The organism is Actinoplanes oryzae, assembly GCF_030757795.1.
GTDB lineage: Bacteria > Actinomycetota > Actinomycetes > Mycobacteriales > Micromonosporaceae > Actinoplanes.
Genome location: NZ_JAUQWH010000005.1, coordinates 1 through 17238, shown reverse-complemented (window position 1 = coordinate 17238; position 17238 = coordinate 1). Strand labels below are relative to the sequence as shown.

Annotated in this window: 18 protein-coding genes and 1 riboswitch; of the genes, 14 read left to right on the top strand and 4 right to left on the bottom strand. The window is 72.4% G+C overall.

Annotation, left to right across the window (positions count from 1 at the left end; genetic code table 11):
* Positions 1–116 precede the first annotated feature (116 nt).
* A riboswitch (cyclic di-AMP (ydaO/yuaA leader) is annotated at positions 117–268 on the top strand.
* Positions 269–282: 14 nt separating this feature from the next.
* From RBH18_RS03255 to RBH18_RS03235, 5 genes are all read left to right on the top strand, one after another.
* Positions 283–1281, top strand: coding sequence for a C40 family peptidase (locus tag RBH18_RS03255; RefSeq protein WP_306204355.1), 999 nt, complete (start codon positions 283–285; stop codon positions 1279–1281).
* Positions 1282–1527: 246 nt separating this feature from the next.
* A complete protein-coding gene (locus RBH18_RS03250) occupies positions 1528–2250 on the top strand; it encodes a hypothetical protein (protein ID WP_306204354.1) in 723 nt (240 codons plus the stop codon).
* A 4-nt stretch (positions 2251–2254) separates the two neighbouring features.
* Positions 2255–2749 (top strand): hypothetical protein, encoded by a 495-nt coding sequence (locus RBH18_RS03245; protein ID WP_306204353.1) that lies wholly within the window; start codon positions 2255–2257, stop codon positions 2747–2749.
* A gap of 88 nt (positions 2750–2837) precedes the next feature.
* The gene (locus RBH18_RS03240) at positions 2838–4073 is read left to right on the top strand and encodes a M48 family metalloprotease (RefSeq protein WP_306204352.1); all 1236 of its coding nucleotides are present in this window, start codon (positions 2838–2840) and stop codon (positions 4071–4073) included.
* 52 nt (positions 4074–4125) lie between these two features.
* Positions 4126–5010 carry an aminoglycoside phosphotransferase family protein gene (locus tag RBH18_RS03235; RefSeq protein ID WP_306204351.1) on the top strand — a complete coding sequence of 295 codons (885 nt, stop codon included), beginning with the start codon at positions 4126–4128 and terminating at the stop codon, positions 5008–5010.
* Here RBH18_RS03235 and RBH18_RS03230 read toward each other — a convergent pair.
* Entirely contained in the window at positions 5007–5912 is a 906-nt protein-coding gene (locus RBH18_RS03230; RefSeq protein ID WP_306204350.1) for an aldo/keto reductase, read from the bottom strand. The genes RBH18_RS03235 and RBH18_RS03230 overlap by 4 nt on opposite strands.
* Positions 5913–5998: 86 nt before the next feature.
* Between RBH18_RS03230 and RBH18_RS03225 the strand changes: the two genes are divergently transcribed.
* The 4 genes from RBH18_RS03225 to RBH18_RS03210 are packed head-to-tail and all read left to right on the top strand — an operon-like array spanning position 5999 to position 8981.
* The gene (locus tag RBH18_RS03225; protein WP_306204349.1) at positions 5999–6685 is read left to right on the top strand and encodes a TetR/AcrR family transcriptional regulator; all 687 of its coding nucleotides are present in this window, start codon (positions 5999–6001) and stop codon (positions 6683–6685) included.
* Positions 6686–6711: 26 nt separating this feature from the next.
* A complete protein-coding gene (locus RBH18_RS03220; RefSeq protein WP_306204348.1) occupies positions 6712–7176 on the top strand; it encodes a MarR family winged helix-turn-helix transcriptional regulator in 465 nt (154 codons plus the stop codon).
* Positions 7173–8129, top strand: a complete 957-nt coding sequence (locus RBH18_RS03215) for an aldo/keto reductase (protein ID WP_306204347.1) — start codon at positions 7173–7175, stop codon at positions 8127–8129. The genes RBH18_RS03220 and RBH18_RS03215 overlap by 4 nt, the downstream gene beginning before the upstream one ends.
* Positions 8130–8147: 18 nt before the next feature.
* Positions 8148–8981: a fumarylacetoacetate hydrolase family protein gene (locus tag RBH18_RS03210; protein ID WP_306204346.1), complete on the top strand. Its 834-nt coding sequence runs from the start codon at positions 8148–8150 to the stop codon at positions 8979–8981.
* Positions 8982–9014: 33 nt separating this feature from the next.
* Here the strand turns inward: RBH18_RS03210 and RBH18_RS03205 are convergent, their stop codons facing one another.
* Positions 9015–10445: a sensor domain-containing diguanylate cyclase gene (locus RBH18_RS03205; RefSeq protein WP_306204345.1), complete on the bottom strand. Its 1431-nt coding sequence runs from the start codon at positions 10443–10445 to the stop codon at positions 9015–9017.
* A gap of 93 nt (positions 10446–10538) precedes the next feature.
* Here RBH18_RS03205 and RBH18_RS03200 point away from each other — a divergent pair, with 93 nt between their 5' ends.
* The gene (locus RBH18_RS03200; protein WP_306204343.1) at positions 10539–11315 is read left to right on the top strand and encodes an SDR family NAD(P)-dependent oxidoreductase; all 777 of its coding nucleotides are present in this window, start codon (positions 10539–10541) and stop codon (positions 11313–11315) included.
* On the opposite strand, the gene RBH18_RS03195 is transcribed toward RBH18_RS03200, so the two are convergent.
* Positions 11291–12151: an SMP-30/gluconolactonase/LRE family protein gene (locus tag RBH18_RS03195; RefSeq protein WP_306204342.1), complete on the bottom strand. Its 861-nt coding sequence runs from the start codon at positions 12149–12151 to the stop codon at positions 11291–11293. The genes RBH18_RS03200 and RBH18_RS03195 overlap by 25 nt on opposite strands.
* 65 nt (positions 12152–12216) lie before the next feature.
* On the opposite strand from RBH18_RS03195, the gene RBH18_RS03190 reads away from it, so the two are divergent.
* The gene (locus tag RBH18_RS03190; RefSeq protein ID WP_306204341.1) at positions 12217–13515 is read left to right on the top strand and encodes an AAA family ATPase; all 1299 of its coding nucleotides are present in this window, start codon (positions 12217–12219) and stop codon (positions 13513–13515) included.
* Complete coding sequence (locus RBH18_RS03185; RefSeq protein ID WP_306204340.1) at positions 13512–14666, top strand: tetratricopeptide repeat protein; 1155 nt, start codon at positions 13512–13514, stop codon at positions 14664–14666. The genes RBH18_RS03190 and RBH18_RS03185 overlap by 4 nt, the downstream gene beginning before the upstream one ends.
* A gap of 159 nt (positions 14667–14825) precedes the next feature.
* On the opposite strand, the gene RBH18_RS03180 is transcribed toward RBH18_RS03185, so the two are convergent.
* Complete coding sequence (locus RBH18_RS03180) at positions 14826–15710, bottom strand: AraC family transcriptional regulator (protein WP_306204339.1); 885 nt, start codon at positions 15708–15710, stop codon at positions 14826–14828.
* Between the two features lie 445 nt (positions 15711–16155).
* On the opposite strand from RBH18_RS03180, the gene RBH18_RS03175 reads away from it, so the two are divergent.
* Both RBH18_RS03175 and RBH18_RS03170 read left to right on the top strand, forming a co-directional pair.
* On the top strand, positions 16156–16737 hold the full coding sequence (locus RBH18_RS03175; protein ID WP_306204338.1) for an SGNH/GDSL hydrolase family protein: 582 nt from the start codon (positions 16156–16158) through the stop codon (positions 16735–16737).
* Positions 16738–16742: 5 nt separating this feature from the next.
* A partial coding sequence (locus RBH18_RS03170) for a pyridoxal-phosphate dependent enzyme (protein WP_306204337.1) occupies positions 16743–17238 on the top strand: 496 nt, incomplete at its 3' end.

Genomic DNA, 17238 nt, shown 5'->3' with positions numbered 1-17238 from the left:
CGTCATAGTCGGTGACGTGAAGTACGGGGTGCCGACCAGCCGTTCAGTTCGGCAAAGATCCGGAGTACGGTGGGTCCGGCCTGTCGGTCCCCCCTCGCTCGAGCCCCGGGCGAACCGGCACGGCACCGCCTAATCCAGCAGCGCTCGGCGCTGCAGTTATGAGCCGGGGACCCACCGTTCCTGGGGTGAAGCCGCAGCAGCATCGCGGCCGGGCGCGCTTCCCGTCCGAACCCGTCAGCTAACCCGGTCGGCGGCTGAGGGAAGAAAGGACACTGCACCTAGGTGAGACGGATTGGGGCGCGGCGCGCCACGATTCTGCGCGGGTTGCTCGGTGTCGTCGCGGCCGTCGGGGTGCTTCTGGTGCCCACCGCGGCTCATGCGACGCCGTCACCCGGGAGCATCGAGAAGCAGATCGATGAGCAGTGGAACAAACTCGAGCCCATCATCGAGGAGTACAACAAGGTCCACGTCGAGCTGGGCAAGAACCAGGCCCAGCTCAAGAAGGTCAACAAGAAGCTGGCCCCGCTGCAGCTTCAGGTCGACCTCGCCATGGCGCAGGTGGGTGGCATGGCGGCCGACGCGTACAAGCAGGGTTCCCCGGGCGCGCTGAAGGCGATTCTGCTGGAGGGCAACCCGACGGGGCTCAACGACAAGCTGCTGTACCTCGACCTGATCGCCGCCCACCAGGAGGCGCAGATCGCGGACGTGCGGAAGCTGCGCGACGAGTACGCGGCGGATCAGCAGGAGCTGCAGACCCTCACCAACGCGGTGGCGGCTCGCGACAAGGACCTGTCCGCGAAGAAGAAGCAGATCCAGGGCAAGGTCGACGATCTGCAGAAGCTGCGGATCCAGGCCTACGGCGCCAGCGGCGTGAAGGACAAGAACTTCCGCCTCGGCACCGGCGCCTGCCCGGTGGTGTACGACCAGTCCCCGGGCAACCGGGCGGCCCAGAAGGCGTGCAGCTTGATCGGCAAGCCGTACATCTTCGGCTCGGCCGGCCCGACCGGCTACGACTGCTCGGGCCTGACCCAGGTCGCCTGGGCGTCGGTGGGCGTGAGCCTGTCCCACTTCACCGGCTCGCAGGTCAACGCGGGACGGGCGATCAGCCGCTCGGAGCTCAAGCCGGGTGACCTGATCTTCTACAGTCCGAGCGGGATCCACCACGTGTCGATGTACGTCGGCAACGGCTACATCGTCCACGCCCCGCACACCGGGGACTACGTCCGGATGAGCACCATCGACGGGCCAGGCACCCCGGCCGCGTACCGTCGCGTGGGTTAGTTCTTCCGGCACCACCACGCAGAGGCCGTCACGACGTCGTGGCGGCTTCTTCGTGTTCCGGAGCCGCATTACGCCGTTGACCTCGTTCTCTTTCGCCGGCCGGAGTCCGCCATCGGCTGATCGGGCGTTTCGGCAGGCGTGTAAGCCACCCGAAAGGCGGACACCAAGGGAGACCGAACGCGCTGGACACGAAACCTCCTCGACCCGCAGAGTGGAGGACCGCCGTCCAGCCCGCGAGGAGCTTCGGTGCCACCCTCCCGTTCCGACGATGGACCGCTGCCATGCGCCCCGGTTCGCATCAGCCGCTTCGCATGGCCGAGTCACGAGACGGCGCTGCCCGCGCCGGGCGGCGCCTTCCGGCTACGTCTGGGCACGCGGATCAACGGCGACGCCGGCATCTTCCCCGAGGCTGCCGAGGGCGAGCATGAGCTGGCCAGATTTGTGATCGGTTACTGCCGGGCCGTTGTCCCGGTGGGGACTGACGGGCGTCCCCTGGCCTTCGGGAAGGACGGCCCCCTCGGCGAGGTGTGTGTCGGCGGCGGCGAGATGGTGCTGACGGGCAGTCGCTTGTGCCTCGTGCTCATCAAGGCGACCGGCGCGCTCGGCAAGGCCGACGACGAGCGGGGCAGCGTCATCTGTGTCGACGTGCCCTTCGGGTCGATCGGCTCGATTGCCTTGCTGCGCAGGAAGCGGGCTTTCCGCGGGATCAAGGACCGGCAGCTCCGGTGCTACCTCAGCCGTCCCGCAGGTGCGCTCGACATCGAGCCTGTCGCCGTCTTCGTAGCGGGCGAGAAGCGGCCCGTGCGTATCGGCCTCGCGGCGGCCTACGACCAGATCGTTCGAGCCGTGTGTGAGGACGCCCTGAGCGCCACGCTCCTGGAAGCCGGCGAGCGGGACCGTCTCCGGCTCGTCCGGGACGGGGCCCGGACTTACGACGAGCTGGACCTAGTCGCCGACATCACGAGGTGAATCGATGAATCGCCGCAAGCCGTCGCCGTTCGACGAAGCCGTCACCCGCGCCGCCCGGGCGGCGGTTCAGGCAACGGATCCCGATGAGATGCCGCTGCTGGACGATCTGCTGGATCCGCCTCGGCACCTCTTCCGCTGGCGTCGCCCGGACGCGGTCGGCTTCGGGGTCGACGATGCTGTTCACTGGGTGTCCCCATACGCGCTGGCGGCGGCTCTGTGGTTCGGCAGAACCGTCTTCGACGAGGGCAGATCTGTGGTGGAGGAGCGCACCCGGGCGACCGTCCGGAACCTGCTGCAGCGCAAGAAGACGGATGTTCCGACAGCAGAACGGGCAACGGCCGGCACTCGGCCCGTCGCCGCAGAGCACGCCGAGCACGTCGAACAGGTGCGTGACTACGCCATCAGTCTCGGCCTCGACCCCCAGCGTGCCGAGATCCTGGCCGAGGCGGTGGTCGGATCGATCCTCCGGACAGCGGCCAGGTCCGATGCCGGCGAATGAGCCCGCACCGCCCGTGGAGCTGGCTCACGTCTACCGGCGCGCCGGACGCCTGCGTGGTCACGCCGCGGTTCTGCTGAGCCTCGGGAGTGTGCTGCTCTTCTGGCGCGTGACCTTCATGCCCGCGCAGACGCCTACGCCGGCGCTGAGCGGCTGGCTGCCCGGCTCGGTGGGTTCCGTCGCGCTCAATCTGGCGCTGATCCAGACGGTCGCCCGCTTCTTCGCGCGGAGACCGCGTCTCCATGTCCGTGAGGCGACGGACCATGTCGACGCCGTGCGACGCTGGAGTGCCCGATTCCGGATCCCGCCGCCCCGTCTGTTGGTGAGCCGGTCGCGTTTCATGTCACCGGTCGGCCTGCGGGGCTGGCGCGGCGACGCCGTCGTGGTCATCACGACAAAGACGCTCGTGCGGTGGAACAAGAGCGACGACACCCGCACGGTCCACTTGGCGCACGAGCTGGCTCATGCCTGGGCGCGCGATCAGGTTCTCTACTACTGGACCCGATCGCTCAGCGTGGTCGCCATGCTGTTTCTGCTGCTCATCGCGTACCTTTTCGCATGGAACGGTGACGAGGCCGGCGACGTCGGAACATTCCTGCTGAGGGTCGCGGTGCTGGCGACGCTGACGTTCGTCGCCGGCCGTGCCTACCTCCGGTACCGTGAGCACGTTGCGGATGTGACCGCCATGATGGTCACGGACGACGTCGTCAAGGTGCGGGCCGAACTCGTCGACGCGCGAGATCAGACCCTCTTGGGGCGCGTCGTGGGCACGCATCCGGGCCGCGAGGCCCGGCTCGCGGTGTTGTTCAATCCGATGCTCCTGCTCAAGTCGGAGCGCTGGACCTTCCTGCTGCTGGGGCTTTCGACCGGGTTCTTCACCTCGGCAACTGCCTATTTCCTGACTCCCCTGTTCCGCGGCGCCGACCTTGCCCCGCGGGGTGCGGGCTGGGCCGCGGCGGTGATTTCCGCGGTCCTGCTCGCTGCCGCCCTGCCCGTCACGATCACGGAGCAGTTCGCCTTCCACAGCAGGTCGATCAGCACCACATTGCTGCGCGGGATGCTTCTTCTGATCGGGACAAGCGTCGGCTACCTGGTCCTGTCCCCGATGCAGCTGATCCCCGGCGCCGTGCTGCGCCCGGCGGGCTGGCTTGTCATTCTGGGAGTGGTCATCCTCGCCGCGGTCGTCGTCACGGCAGGATGTCTGATCGTCGTGCTGACGGCGAACGAAGGGAAGCCGCGATGGTACGGCTGGCTCACCTTCCGGGCGTTCATGCTGATGGCTGTGCTGGGCACGCTGTGGCTGACGAACGAGACCTTCGCGCCTTGACCGCTGGGCGGGGCTTACGTATCCATGCAGTTGGTTGCGTAGGGTGGTCTGCGTGTCTGACCTGGTGCGCAACGTGACCGCTAACTGGGGTGAGGCCGGCGTCCGCTGGCTCGGGGAGCTGCCGGAGCTCACGGCGGCGATCGCCCGGGAGTGGGGGCTGGAGCTGGGCGAGCCGTTCCCGCTGACCTTCCACTGGGTGGCGCCGGCGGGGGAAGGGCGCGTGCTCAAGCTGGGCGTGCCGGGCTCGCCGCATCTGGCTGCCGAGGCTGCCACGCTGACCTTCTGGGGTGGCGAAGGCGCGATCCGGCTGCTGCGCCACGATCCTGGACGCGGCGCCCTGCTGCTCGAGCGCGCGACGCCCGGCACGACATTGCGCTCGCTCGTGGCCGGCCGGGACGAGCGGGCCACCGCCGTCCTCATCGACGTGATGCGACGGTTGCACCGGCCCGCCCCGGGCGACCTTCCCGTCGAGCACCTCGCGGACCGGGTCGCCGACTTCACCGCCCACCTGGCCCGCTATCCCGGTGACGATCCGGTGCCGCGCGACCTCGTCGAGCAGGCCCGCGAGCTGTATGTCGCGCTGTGCGCATCCGCTGATGACCATGTCCTGCTGCATGGCGACCTGCACCACGAGAACGTGCTGCGGGCCGAGCGGGAGCCGTGGCTGGCCATCGACCCGCACGGCGTCGCCGGGGACCCGGGCGCGGAGATCGGCCCGGTCCTCTGGAACCCGCTGACCGGCCCGGAGCCCACTCTGGCCCTGCTCGACCGGCGGCTGGAGCAGCTCGCCGACGGGCTGGGCATGCCGCTCGACCGGGCCGTGGCGTGGGGCTTCGCGCAGGCGGTGCTCTCCGAGGTCTGGGACCAGGACCACGGGCCCGTGCCGACCGGCCGCGCCCTGCAGGTCGCCCTCGCCCTGCGCCCCCGGCTGTCCTAGCCCCGGAAGTTGGCCGCCGCGCTCACGTGCGCGTCGATCGTGGTCTGGTGCGCCTGGTCGAGGACGGCCGCCGACTCGTCGGACAGCGCGGTGAGGGCGGCGACCTCGGCCTCGGTGAGCTGCCCGGCGATCCCGGCCGCGGCGACGTTGGCGCGCAGGTGCCCGGGGTTGCTCGTGCCGGGGATGGCCACCACGGCGGGGGAGCGGCGCAGCAGCCAGGCCAGGGCCACCTGCGCCGGGGTCACCTCCAGCCGCCCGGCCGGGCCGGTCAGCTCCGCGACGGCGGTGAGCCGCCCCGAGGCCAGCGGGAAGTACGGCACGAACCAGATGCCGTGCTCCTCGCAGTCGGCGAGCACCTCGACGCCGCTGCGGTCGAGCAGGTTGAAGCGGTTCTGCACGGCGGCGATCGGCGTCAGCCGCCGTGCCCGGGCCAGCATCTCGCGCGACGCGCCGGACAGCCCGATGCGCCGGATCAGTCCCTGGTCGCGCAGCTCGACGAGGACGCCGAGCGAGTCCTCCAGCGGCACCTGGCTGTGCGCCCCCGGCAGGTCGCCGCCGAGTCGCAGATAGGTCAGCTCGCTCACCTCGGCGCCCAGGTCCTCGAGCGCCTCGTGCACCTGCCGGCGGACGGTGTCCGGGTGGTCCGTGACGATCCACGACCCGTCCGGTCCGCGGCCGGCGCCGACCTTGTTGCCGACGATCAGATCCTTCCCGTACGGCCGGAGCGCCTCGCCGATGAGCTGGTTCACCGTCCGCGGCCCGTACGCGTTGGCGGTGTCGAAGAACGTGACCCCCTCCTCGACCGCCAGCCGCAGCACCCGCCGCGCCGCCCCGGGGTCCTCCGGCAGCCCCCACACGTTGGGCCCCGCCAGTTGCATGGCGCCGTATCCGATGCGATTCATGACGTCTCCTCGTCGTATCACTGCCACGCCGAAACACGTAGCGGTGTTCCGTCTCAGTGATACGCCGATTGGCGTAGCATTGCAACATGGCCCCGACCCGGCAGCAGATCATCGACGTGGCGGCCGCGATCCTGGAGTCCGACGGCGTGCAGGCCGTCTCGACGCGCACGGTCGCCGCCGCGGCCGGCATCCGCGCGGCCTCGCTCTACCAGCTCTTCGGGGACAAAGACGGCCTGCTCGAGGCCCTGGCCCTGCACGCCTTCGACCTCTATCTGGCCGAGAAGAGCGCGCTGACCGAGACCGGCGACCCGATCGCCGACATCCGCCGCGGCTGGGACATGCACGTCGACTTCGGCCTGCGTCACCCGGCCCTCTACGTGCTGATGTTCGGCACCGACCGCCCCGGTCGCCGCCCGCCCGCCGGCGCCGAGGCGCAGGGCCTGCTGCTGCGCTTCCTGGAACGGATCGCCGCCGCCGGCCGGCTGCGGGTGCCCGTCGGCCTCGCGGCCCAGCTGGCCATGGCCGCCATCACCGGCGCGACGCTGACGCTGATCGGCACCCCCGAGGCGGACCGCGACCCGGAGCTGGCCACGCGGATGCGTGACACCCTGGTGGACTCCCTGGTCACCGACCCGCCCCCGGCCGCCGGCACCGGCCTGGCCGCCCGCGCGCTGGCCCTGGACGCCGCCCTGGCCACCGCCGAGCCGGGGCCGCCGCTGCGCCCGGCCGAGCTGGCGCTGCTGCGCGACTGGCTCGACCGGCTCGCCCGATAGCTGCCGCCGTGTGGTGGGATGGGCGCATGAAGGACCGGCCGTTCGAGGGGCTCGACCCCGCCACCCTCGCGGTCCGCGACCTGATCGGCGGCTCACGCCAGCTGGTGGGCCGGGTGGCCCAGCGGATGGGCCTGAGCGTCAACGACATGTCGGCGATCGGCGAGCTCGTCCAGCACGGCCCGATGGGCGCCTCCGAGCTGGCCGACCGCCTGGGCATCCGCACCGCCTCGGTCACCCTGATGATCGACCGCCTCGAGCAGGCCGGCCACGTCCGGCGCGTCCGCGACACCACCGACCGCCGCCGCGTCACCGTCAGCGTGACCGACGCCGCCCGCCGGGCCTCCCACGCGGCCTGGGCGCCGCTGATCCTGGCCATCGATGACTACTGCGCCTCGCTCGCCCCGCCGGAGCGCGCCGCCGTCCTGACCTTCTTCGAACACCTCACCGCCGTGGTCACCGCGCCGGCGGACTGGGCGGCGGGGCCGGCATGAACCCTGCCGAGAGGGTGCGCCTCGGCCGCACCGAGGTCACCGTCACCCGGCTCGGGCTGGGGCTGGCGCCGCTGGGCGGGCTCTACGCCGCGGTGGGGGAGGAACAGGCCGCCGCGACGGTGGAGCGCGCGTGGGAGCTGGGCATCCGCTTCTTCGACGTGGCGCCGCTCTACGGCAACGGGCTCGCCGAGCGCCGGGCGGGGCCGGTGCTGGCCGGCAAGCCCCGGGCGGAGTTCGCCTTCTCGACCAAGGTCGGGCGGCTGCTGCGCCCCGGCGGGGGCGGGGAGGACATCTGGGCGGAGGCGACCGGGGAGACGCCGGTGTTCGACTTCTCCGCGGCGGGCGTGCTCACGTCGTACCGGGAAAGCCTTGCTCGTCTGGGGTTGGACCGCGCCGACGTCCTGCACCTGCACGACCCGGACGAGCACTGGGCGCAGGCCTCCGGCGAAGGGCTGCGCGCGCTCGCGGGGCTGCGGGCGGAGGGCCGGATCGGGGCGGTGTCGGCGGGCATGAACCAGGCGCCGATGCTCGCGGACTTCGTGCGGACCGGGCTGGTCGACTGCGTGCTGCTGGCCGGGCGGTTCACGCTGCTCGACCAGTCGGGCGCGGAGGAGCTGCTGCCGCTGTGCGCCGAGCGCGGGGTCTCGGTCGTCGCGGCGGGCGTGTTCAACTCGGGACTGCTCGCCGACCCGCGGCCGGGGGCCACGTACAACTACGCCCCGGCCGGTCCGGAGCTGGTCGAGCGGGCGCTGGCGCTGCGGACGACGTGCGAGCGGCACGGGGTGCCGCTGCGGGCGGCGGCGATCCAGTTCCCGCTGACGCATCCGGCCGTGGCGAGCGTGCTGGTCGGCGCGCGGTCGCCGGAGGAGGTCGCCGACGCGGTCCGGATGGCGTCCGTGCCGGTGCCCGAGGCGCTGTGGAAGGACCTGCGGTCCGCAGGGCTGATCAGCTGACCATCGACGGGAGATCGAGTGAGATACCTGCGCGTGGGCCCCGCCGGACAGGAACGTCCCGTGGCCGCGGCCGCCGGCCGGTACTACGACCTGTCGGCGGTGACACCCGACATCACCGGTGCGTTCCTGGCCGCCGGGGGCGTGCCGTCGGTGGTCGGACTGCCCGAGATCGACATCGCCGGGCAGCGGCTCGGCGCCCCGATCGCCCGGCCCGGCGCGGTCCTGTGCATCGGCCAGAACTACGCGGCGCACGCGGCCGAGTCCGGAGCCACCCCGCCCACGACGCCGATCCTGTTCTACAAGGCGCCCAACACGGTGGTCGGCCCGTACGACGACGTCCTCATCCCGCGCCGGTCGGTCACGACGGACTGGGAGGTCGAGCTCGGCGTCGTCGTCGGGCGCACGGCGCGCTACCTGGAGTCGCCCGCCGACGCCGCCGCGCACATCGCCGGGTACGTGCTGTCCGACGACGTCTCGGAGCGCACCTTCCAGATGGACGAGTCGGGCGGCCAGTGGTCCAAGGGCAAGTCGAGCGAGACGTTCAACCCGCTCGGCCCGTGGCTGGTCACCCCGGACGAGGCCGGCGACCCCGGCGCGCTCGGCCTGCGCAGCTGGGTCAACGGCGAGCCCCGGCAGGACTCCACCACCGCCGACATGATCTTCGACGTGGCGTTCCTGGTGTGGCACCTGTCGCAGTACACCGTGCTCGAACCGGGCGACCTGATCAACACTGGGACGCCGGAGGGCGTGGCGCTGTCCGGCCGGTTCCCGTACCTGCGGGCCGGTGACATCGTGGAGGTCGAGATCGACGGCCTGGGCCGGCAGCGCAACGTGCTGCGCCACGCCCGATGACGACGCAGGGGTAGCCCGTTTGCTCGCCCGCGGTCACATCCAGGGTGCCGGGGTCTCCTCCTCGAGGTAGACGACGGCGCCGTTGCGGCCGTTGCGCTTGGAGCGGTACATCGCCGCGTCGGCCTTGCGCATCAGGGTCTTGGCGTCGGTGCCGCCCGGGTAGGCGATGGCCACGCCCACGCTGCAGCCGACGTCGAGCTTGAGGCCCGCGACCGCCGCGTTGCCGGCGATGCCTTCGATGAGGCGCTGCGCGACGTTGAGGGCCTCCTCCGCGTTGCGGACCCGGGTGAGGACCACGCCGAACTCGTCGCCGCCGAGCCGGCCGGCGGAGTCGGTGTCGCGGGTGGTGCGCTTGATGACACCGCTGATGGTCTGCAGCAGCCGGTCGCCGACGTCGTGGCCGTACGTGTCGTTGACGGACTTGAAGCCGTCCAGGTCGCAGAAGAGCATGGCCACGGCGTGCTGGTAGCGGGTGCCCTGGGCCAGGGCGCGCTCGAGGTCGCGCTTGAGGGTCGGGCCGTTGGCCAGGCCGGTGAGGCTGTCGTGCGAGGCCGCGTACGCGATGCGGTCCTGCGCCGCGCGGCGCTCGGTGATGTCGCGCTGGTGCGAGACGATCGCGTGGACGGCCGGGTGGGCCAGCATGTTGCGGGAGATGATCTCGTGCCAGTAGAAGGTGCCGTCGGCGTGGCGCACGCGCAGCTCGGCCGAGTGCTCGACGGTGCTGTCCGAGGCGAGCAGGCGGGTGAAGAGCTCCATCGCCGCCACCTCGTCCTCGGGGTGGTAGAGCCCGCGCAGCACCTGGCCGTGCAGCTCCTCCGGCTTGTAACCCATGACCGGCAGGGCGGCCGGGCTGACCCAGGAGACCGCGCCCTTGGCGTCGCTCATGGTGATGACCTCGGAGCCGTCGCGGACCAGGGCGCGGAAGCGGTCCTCGCTGAGCCGCGCGGCGGCCTCGGACCGCTCGCCCTGGGCGACGAACTGGCCCAGCGACCGGGCCGTCGTGACCGAGATGATCAGGACGAGCAGGGCCACCACGTGCGACAGGCCCACCGGCAGGTACGAGCCGACCAGGCCGAAGGCCACCGCGAGCTGCCCTGCCACGATCGCCGCCGCGCTCGCCACCGCGGACGGCTGCCACGCCGCGGAACCGGCCTTGCGCAGGAACTGCGTGCGGATGTGCACGTGCAGGATCGCCAGCACCGCGCCCCAGCCGGTGAGGTACATCGCCGCGGTCCAGATCGCCGTGTGAATGGCGATGCGCAGCTCGAGGCGGCCGTTGGGGTCGTGGCCGGCCAGGAAGCGCTGGACGGGCCTCTGCTGCACGACCACGCCCAGGCCCAGCAGCACGAGCAGGTGCCACAGGGGCACGTCACCGGCCAGGCCGAACTGGTGCAGCACGACGACGGCGACCAGGGCCAGGAGGGATTCCATCCCGTCTCGGGCGAAGGCCTGCATCAAGCGCATGGGTACGTCCTCGTGCTCGCGGATCGGCGTTGGTTCCCTCTCCATCGGTCGCCGCGGCGCGCAGCAAAGCATCCGGCGGCGGAAACTGGAATCATGCGACTTGATCTGACGGGAAGAACCGCCCTGGTGTCGGGTTCGACGCAGGGCATCGGCCACGCGATCGCCCAGGGGCTGGCGGCGGCCGGGGCGCGGGTGGCGGTCAACGGCCGGGACCGCGCGGCGGTGGAGAAGGCCGTGGCCGAGCTGCCGGACGCGATCGCCGCCCCGGGCGACCTGGCCACGGACGAGGGCGTCGCGGCCGTGCTCGACGCGGTCCCGGCCGCCGACATTCTCATCAACAACCTGGGCATCTTCGGCGCCAAGCCGGCCCTGGAGATCACCGACGACGAATGGCGCCGCTACTTCGAGGTCAACGTGCTCGCCGCGGTCCGGCTCACCCGCGCGTACCTGCCGGGCATGCGCGACCGGGGCTGGGGCCGCATCCAGTACATCGCCAGCGACTCCGCCGTCGTCGTCCCCGCCGAGATGATCCACTACGGCATGACGAAGACGGCGCTGCTCGCGGTGTCGCGCGGCTTCGCCAAGGAGGCGGCCGGCAGCGGCGTCACGGTGAACAGTGTCATCGCCGGTCCCACCCACACCGGCGGAGTCGAGGAGTTCGTCTACCAGCTGGTGGACAAGAGCCTGCCGTGGGAGGAGGCCCAGCGCGAGTTCATGCGGCAGCACCGGCCGCAGTCGCTGCTGCAGCGCCTCATCGAGCCCGCGGAGATCGCCAACATGGTCGTCTACCTGGCCTCGGACCTCGCCTCGGCCACCACCGGCGGGGCGCTGCGCGTCGACGGCGGCTACGTGGACAGCATCCTGCCCTGATACGGCCGCGCCGGCAGCCCGGTCGCGCCGGCCGCCGTGACCATGACGGCGCCGTCCGCGTCGGCCGGGTCGTCGAGCCCGCCGCGCCCGCTCGTCACGACCAGCGTGTCCCCGGCCAGGCACACGCTGGTGGGCTGCCGGGCGGGGACCGGGATCCGGCGGTCGGGCCCGCCGTCGGGCCGGAAGCGCTGGACCGCCCCGCCGCCGAAGAGGGCCGCCCACACGTACCCGTCGGAGTCGACCGTCAGGCCGTCCGGCGCGCCCTGGTCCGGGTCGAGCCGGGCGAACGGGCGGCGGTTGCTGAGCTCACCCGAGTCCGACACGTCGAACGCGTCGATGTGCCCGAGCGGGGTGTCGGACAGGTACATGACGCGGCCGTCGGGGCTGAACGCCGGGCCGTTGGCGATGGTGAGACCGCGCAGGACCGTACGGACGGTGCCGTCGGGGTCGAGGCGGTAGAGCGCGCCGTTGCCGGGGCTCTGGTCGTACGCCATGCTGCCCGCCCACAGCCGACCCGCCGGGTCCGCGACGGCGTCGTTCATGCGCCACTTCCGGCCGGTGACCGGCTCGGGCTGCGCCAGCTCGGCATCGTCGCCGAGCACGGTGAATCCGGTGCCCGCGGCCGCGAGATAGACGCCCGGGCGGCCCGCCACGGGCGCGATCGCCGCGAGCGGCACGTCGAGGTGCGCGATCTCGGTGAGCTGCGTCATATCGCCGGCCGGGGTGCTGTAGAGCCGGCCGGCCGGGATGTTGACGAGGAGCACCTGGTCACCCACCCACCGGCCGCCCTCGCCCAGCTCGAACCGGTCCTCGCTCAGCACGTCGACGTCAGCCATGCCACCCCTCTTGCCCCGTCGCCGCTCGATTCACCCGTGCGGCACCCAGGGCATAATCGCTGTTCATGAGCGACGCCCTGATCGACAGCCTCGCCGCCGCCGTGGCGGCCAGCCCGGACGACCTGCCGCTGCGGCTGCACCTGGCCGAGCTGCTGGTGGCCGCCGGGCGGACGACCGAGGCGATCGGGCACGCGGCGATGCTGCTCTCCCGGCATCCCGCCGATGCGGACGCGCAGCGGGTGATGGCCGCGGCGCTGGGCACTTCCCCCGCGCCTTCCAGCCCGTCTTCCGCTTCGCACTCTTCCGCTTCGCCGTCCTCCACTTCGCCGTCTTTCGCCTCGCCCTCTTCCGCTGCGCCGGGTTCCTCGGACAAATCGGGCGTCGACTGGGCCGCGCTCGAAGGGGAGTTCGCGGACGTGGTGCCGCCGCGGTTCGCCCCGGCGTCGCCGGACGAGAGCGAGCCCGTCCGAGGCCATGGCGACCGGGCCTTCGACGTCGAGCGGTCCGCGGTCACGCTGGCCGACGTCGGCGGGATGACCGAGGTCAAGGAGCGGCTGGAGATGTCGTTCCTCGGGCCGTTGCGCAACCCGAAGCTGCGCACCCTGTTCGGCAAGAGCTTGCGCGGCGGCCTGCTGCTCTACGGCCCGCCCGGCTGCGGCAAGACCTTCCTGGCGCGGGCGGTGGCGGGGGAGATGGGCGCCGCGTTCGTCTCGCTGTCGATCACCGACGTGCTGGCGATGTGGCTGGGCAGCTCCGAACGCAACCTGCACGAGCTGTTCGCGGCGGCACGCGGGCACGCCCCGTGCGTCGTGTTCCTCGACGAGATCGACGCGCTCGGGCACAAGCGCAGCCAGCTCGGCTCGTCGGCGCTGCGTACCCTCGTCAATCAGCTGCTCACCGAGCTGGACGGGGTCGACGGCAGCAACGACGGGCTCTTCGTGCTCGCGGCGACGAACGCGCCGTGGGACGTGGATCCGGCGCTGCGCCGGCCGGGGCGTCTCGACCGTACCCTCCTGGTGCTGCCGCCCGACCAGGCCGCGCGCGCCGCCATCCTGGAGTACCACCTGCGCGAGCGGCCCGTCGCGAAGATCGACCTGGCCCGGCTCGCGCAGGCCACCGGCCACTTCTCCGGCGCCGACCTGGCGCACGTGTGCGAGACCGCCGCCGAGCGCGCGATGCGCGACTCCGTCGCCACCGGCGAGGTGCGGATGATCACGCAGGAGGACATGCTGGCCGCCGTGCGCGAGGTGCGCCCGTCCACCGACGCGTGGTTCGCGACCGCCCGCAACGTGGCCCTGTTCGGCAACAGCGGCGGGGAGTACGACGATCTCGCGGCGTACCTGAAGAAGCGCAAACTGCTGTGACCCCGGCGTACGGCCAGGCCCGCTCGCTGCTCGAGGTGGGGCGCGACGAGCAGGCCGAGGCGACGCTGCGGGCCGCCCTGATCGAGGCGCCGGACGATCCGCGGCTGCTGCTCCTGCTCTCCTACACGCTGCGCCGCCGCCGCGAATACCCCGCCGCGGTGCAGGCGGCCGACGCGGCGCTGGCGCTCGATCCGGACAGCGCCGACGCGCACGTCGAGCGCGCCGAGGGCCTGCTGGCGCTCCTGCGTGCCCGGGACGCGGCCGAGGCGGGCGGGCAGGCGGTGCGGATCGCGCCGGACGACCCGGCCGGCCACCTGGTGCAGGCGCGGGCGCTGGCCGCGGTGCGGCGCTTCCCGGAGGCCCGCGAGGCGGCCGGCCGGGGGCTCGCCCTCGCGCCCCGATCGGCGTACGCCCTGCTCACGGCCGCCGACATCGAGCGGGACGCGGGCAACCGGGCCGAGGCGGAGCGGTACGTGCGGGCGGGGCTCGCGATCAACCCCGACGACGGGTACGGGCGGTGGCTGCTCGCCATGCTGGACGCCGAGCGGCTCCGGGTGCGCCGGTCGCTGCGTACGCTGGGTGATGTCGCGCGGGACAACCCGGCCCGACCGGACGTGCTCTCCATGACATGGCCGTTGCGGAGCCTGCTGACCGCGCTGCGCCGCTGGTTCTCCGCCGCGCTCGCCGTGGTGCTCGTGGCAGCGCTGCTCGCCCTGCGGTGGGACGTCGTGACAATGCCGGCACGGGTCTACGCCGGGCTGGTCAGTGCGGTGGTGCTCGGGTTCGGGGTGCGGGTGTGGGCGCCGGCCGGGCGCGTGCCGTGGCGGGCGTTGCGCCTGGTGCCGCGGCTGCTGCGCCGCGCGGTGCTGGCCGGGGTGGTCACGGTGAGTGCGCAGGTTGCGCTCCTGCTGGGGTACGCCGTCACGGGCGCGTGGTGGCTGTGCGTGATCAGTGCCGGGGCGGTGCCGGTGCTCTGCGCGCTCGGACTGGTCGAGGCGATCGGGGCGAGGATCGAGGACCCCGGCTACCGGTACGCGATCGCGGACGTGGCGCAGGGGCTGCGCGACTTCCGGGCCGAGCTGGCGCAGTGGTGGCGCGACACCCGGCGCGAGCTGCGTGAGGTGTGGCGGGAGGATCAGCCCCGGCGGTGACCGCATGGGGCGGCGGCTCATCGGTGGCGGTGGTCTCCGGGCCGCGGTCGGCTCATTTGGGGGCGGCGGTCCACGAGCCGCGGCTGGCTCATCGGTGCCGGTGGTTTCACGGGTCGCGGCTGGCTCGTCGGTGCCGGTGGTTCGCGGGTCGCGGCCGGCTCATTGGCGGCGGTAGTCGCGTGGGCTGCGGCCGGTGACCCTTTTGAAGGCCGTGCTGAGGGCGCTTTCCGAGCCGTAGCCGACCGCCCGCGCGATGGTGCTCAGCGTGTCGTCCGTGCCGGTGAGGCGCTGCGCCGCGAGTTCGATGCGCCAGCCGGTCAGGTAGTCGAGGGGGCTCGTACCGACGAGGTCCTTGAACCGGCCCGCGAGGGTGGAGCGGCTCACCCGGGCGGTGCGCGCGAGCTCCGCCACGGTCCACGGGTGCTCGGGACGGGTGTGCATCGCCCGCAGGGTCGCCGCGACGACCGGGTCCGCGAGGCCGGCCAGCCACCCGGCGGTCCGCCCGCTCCGCAGATGCAGCCGCAGCACCTCGACGAACATCACCATCGCCAGATGCTCCGCCACGACCGTCGCGCCGACGTCACCGCGGGCCAGCTCGGCGCCGATCCGCTGCAGCACCCAGCGCACGGTGGCCGCCTCGGGCGCGTCGCCCGGCACGTGCAGGATCGGCGGCAGGTTCGGCAGCAGCAGCGTCCGCCCCCGCTCGTTGAAGGTGAACCCGCCCCCGATCACCTCCACCTCGTCGCCCACCCCGGCATGCGCCGCGGGCTCCTGGAAGATCAACTTCGCCGGCACCGGGGGTACGCCGGTCGCGCTCGCCAGCGTGAAACCCCGCGGCTGCGTCAGCAGGAAGGCGTCGTCCTCCCGCAGGACGATCGGTTCGGTGCCGTCGACGTGCACCTGGCAGGTGCCGCGGCGTACCGAGTTGAACTTGACACCGGCCGGCGGCTCGAACCGGACCGCCCAGCGGCCACCCGCCGTCATGCCGGCGGAGACGTAGCTCGATGCTCCGGCGAGCGCGAGCACGTCCTCCAGGGGGTCCACGCTGGGCAGCTTACGCATCCGCCGGGGCGTGTCCGTGGTCCTGCCGTCTTCTCCGCTCTCCGGCTGTCCTCCCCGGGGCATCCTCCCTTTCTCCAGGCGGCTCGTGCTTCCTCCTCCCGCGCGGCTACATGCCTCCTGTTTCCCTCGCGTGGCTACGTGCCTCCTGTTTCTCTCCCGCGGATGCGTGCTTCCTGTGCTGTTCGTGCTTCACGGTAAGGACCGGCGCCATCGTGTCGAACAGAGTGACGTGAGGTGTCGCAAGTTCCTCGGGTTCATCGCCGTGGCGCTGGGGGCCACGGCCGCCTGTTCCTCCCCGGCGCAGCCGCCGGCGCGTCGTGTGCTGCCGCCCGTCCCGGCAGTGTCATCGGCCCTGCCGACGTCCCTCGCTCCCTCGGCGTCGCCGGCTCCAGTTTCTCCGGGGCGGGCTCGCAAGGTGGTGCGGGTCATGCCACTCGGCGACTCGATCACGATGGGCGCCGGGTCGCGCCGGGGCGACGGCTACCGCGCCGGCCTCTACCGGGTGCTGACCCGTTCCGGGCTCCGGGTCGACTTCGTCGGCTCCCAGCACGACGGCGGCGGCCCGGACCCGGATCACGAGGGCCACTCCGGCTGGACGATGAGCCGCCTCGGCGAGCACCTCGACGGCTGGCTGTCCCGGTCGCGCCCCGACGTGATCCTGCTGCACGCCGGCACCAACGATCTGCGCACGTCCACCGCGGCCGCCCGCGCGCCCCAACGCCTCGCCCGGCTGCTCCTCACGATCTCCCGGGGCCGCCCGAACGCCGAGGTCTACGTAGCCAAGATCGTCGGCAACGCGGACCGCGGCGACGGCCGGATCCGTCAGGAGCGCGCGGACGCCTACAACGCGCTGGTCCCGGGCGTGGTCGCCGCGGCCGGGACGCACTTCCACGTGGTCGACCTGAGCGCCGTCCGGGACCGCGACATGGCCGACAAGCTGCACCCCAACGACGCCGGCTACGCCCGGATGGCGGCCGCCTGGGGGACAGCCCTGCTTGCACAGTTCTAGAACTCATGACACGCTACCTCCAAAGTTCTAGAACTCTGGAGGCTGAAGTGTCGGGAAGGTACGGCCCGTTCGGCGGGCGATACGTTCCGGAGTCCCTGGTGCCCGCGTGCGCCGCTCTGGCCGAAGCATTCACGTCGGCGTGGGCCGACCCGTCGTTCCGCGCCGAGCTCGCGTGGTACTCGGCCGTCCACGCGGGCCGTCCCACCCCGCTGACCCCGGCCCGCACGCTCTCCGCCCAGCTGGGAATCAACCTGGTGCTCAAGCGCGAAGATCTGGCCCACACCGGCTCCCACAAGATCAATAACGTCCTCGGCCAAGCCCTCCTGGCCCGCCGCATGGGCAAGACCCGCCTGATCGCCGAAACAGGCGCCGGCCAGCACGGCGTGGCCACCGCCACCGCCGCGGCCCTCTTCGGCCTGCACGCCACCGTCTACATGGGCGCCCGGGACATCGAACGCCAGCAACTCAACGTCTTCCGCATGCGCCTCCTCGGCGCCGAGG

Coding starts and splice junctions, on each gene's coding strand:
- RBH18_RS03245 (WP_306204353.1), top strand. CDS start 2,255: ATGAATCGCCGCAAGCCGTCGCCGTTCGACGAAGCCGTCACCCGCGCC.
- RBH18_RS03230 (WP_306204350.1), bottom strand. CDS start 5,912: ATGAATCGCATCGGATACGGCGCCATGCAACTGGCGGGGCCCAACGTG.
- RBH18_RS03225 (WP_306204349.1), top strand. CDS start 5,999: ATGGCCCCGACCCGGCAGCAGATCATCGACGTGGCGGCCGCGATCCTG.
- RBH18_RS03220 (WP_306204348.1), top strand. CDS start 6,712: ATGAAGGACCGGCCGTTCGAGGGGCTCGACCCCGCCACCCTCGCGGTC.
- RBH18_RS03215 (WP_306204347.1), top strand. CDS start 7,173: ATGAACCCTGCCGAGAGGGTGCGCCTCGGCCGCACCGAGGTCACCGTC.
- RBH18_RS03205 (WP_306204345.1), bottom strand. CDS start 10,445: ATGCGCTTGATGCAGGCCTTCGCCCGAGACGGGATGGAATCCCTCCTG.
- RBH18_RS03200 (WP_306204343.1), top strand. CDS start 10,539: ATGCGACTTGATCTGACGGGAAGAACCGCCCTGGTGTCGGGTTCGACG.
- RBH18_RS03195 (WP_306204342.1), bottom strand. CDS start 12,151: ATGGCTGACGTCGACGTGCTGAGCGAGGACCGGTTCGAGCTGGGCGAG.
- RBH18_RS03190 (WP_306204341.1), top strand. CDS start 12,217: ATGAGCGACGCCCTGATCGACAGCCTCGCCGCCGCCGTGGCGGCCAGC.
- RBH18_RS03175 (WP_306204338.1), top strand. CDS start 16,156: ATGCCACTCGGCGACTCGATCACGATGGGCGCCGGGTCGCGCCGGGGC.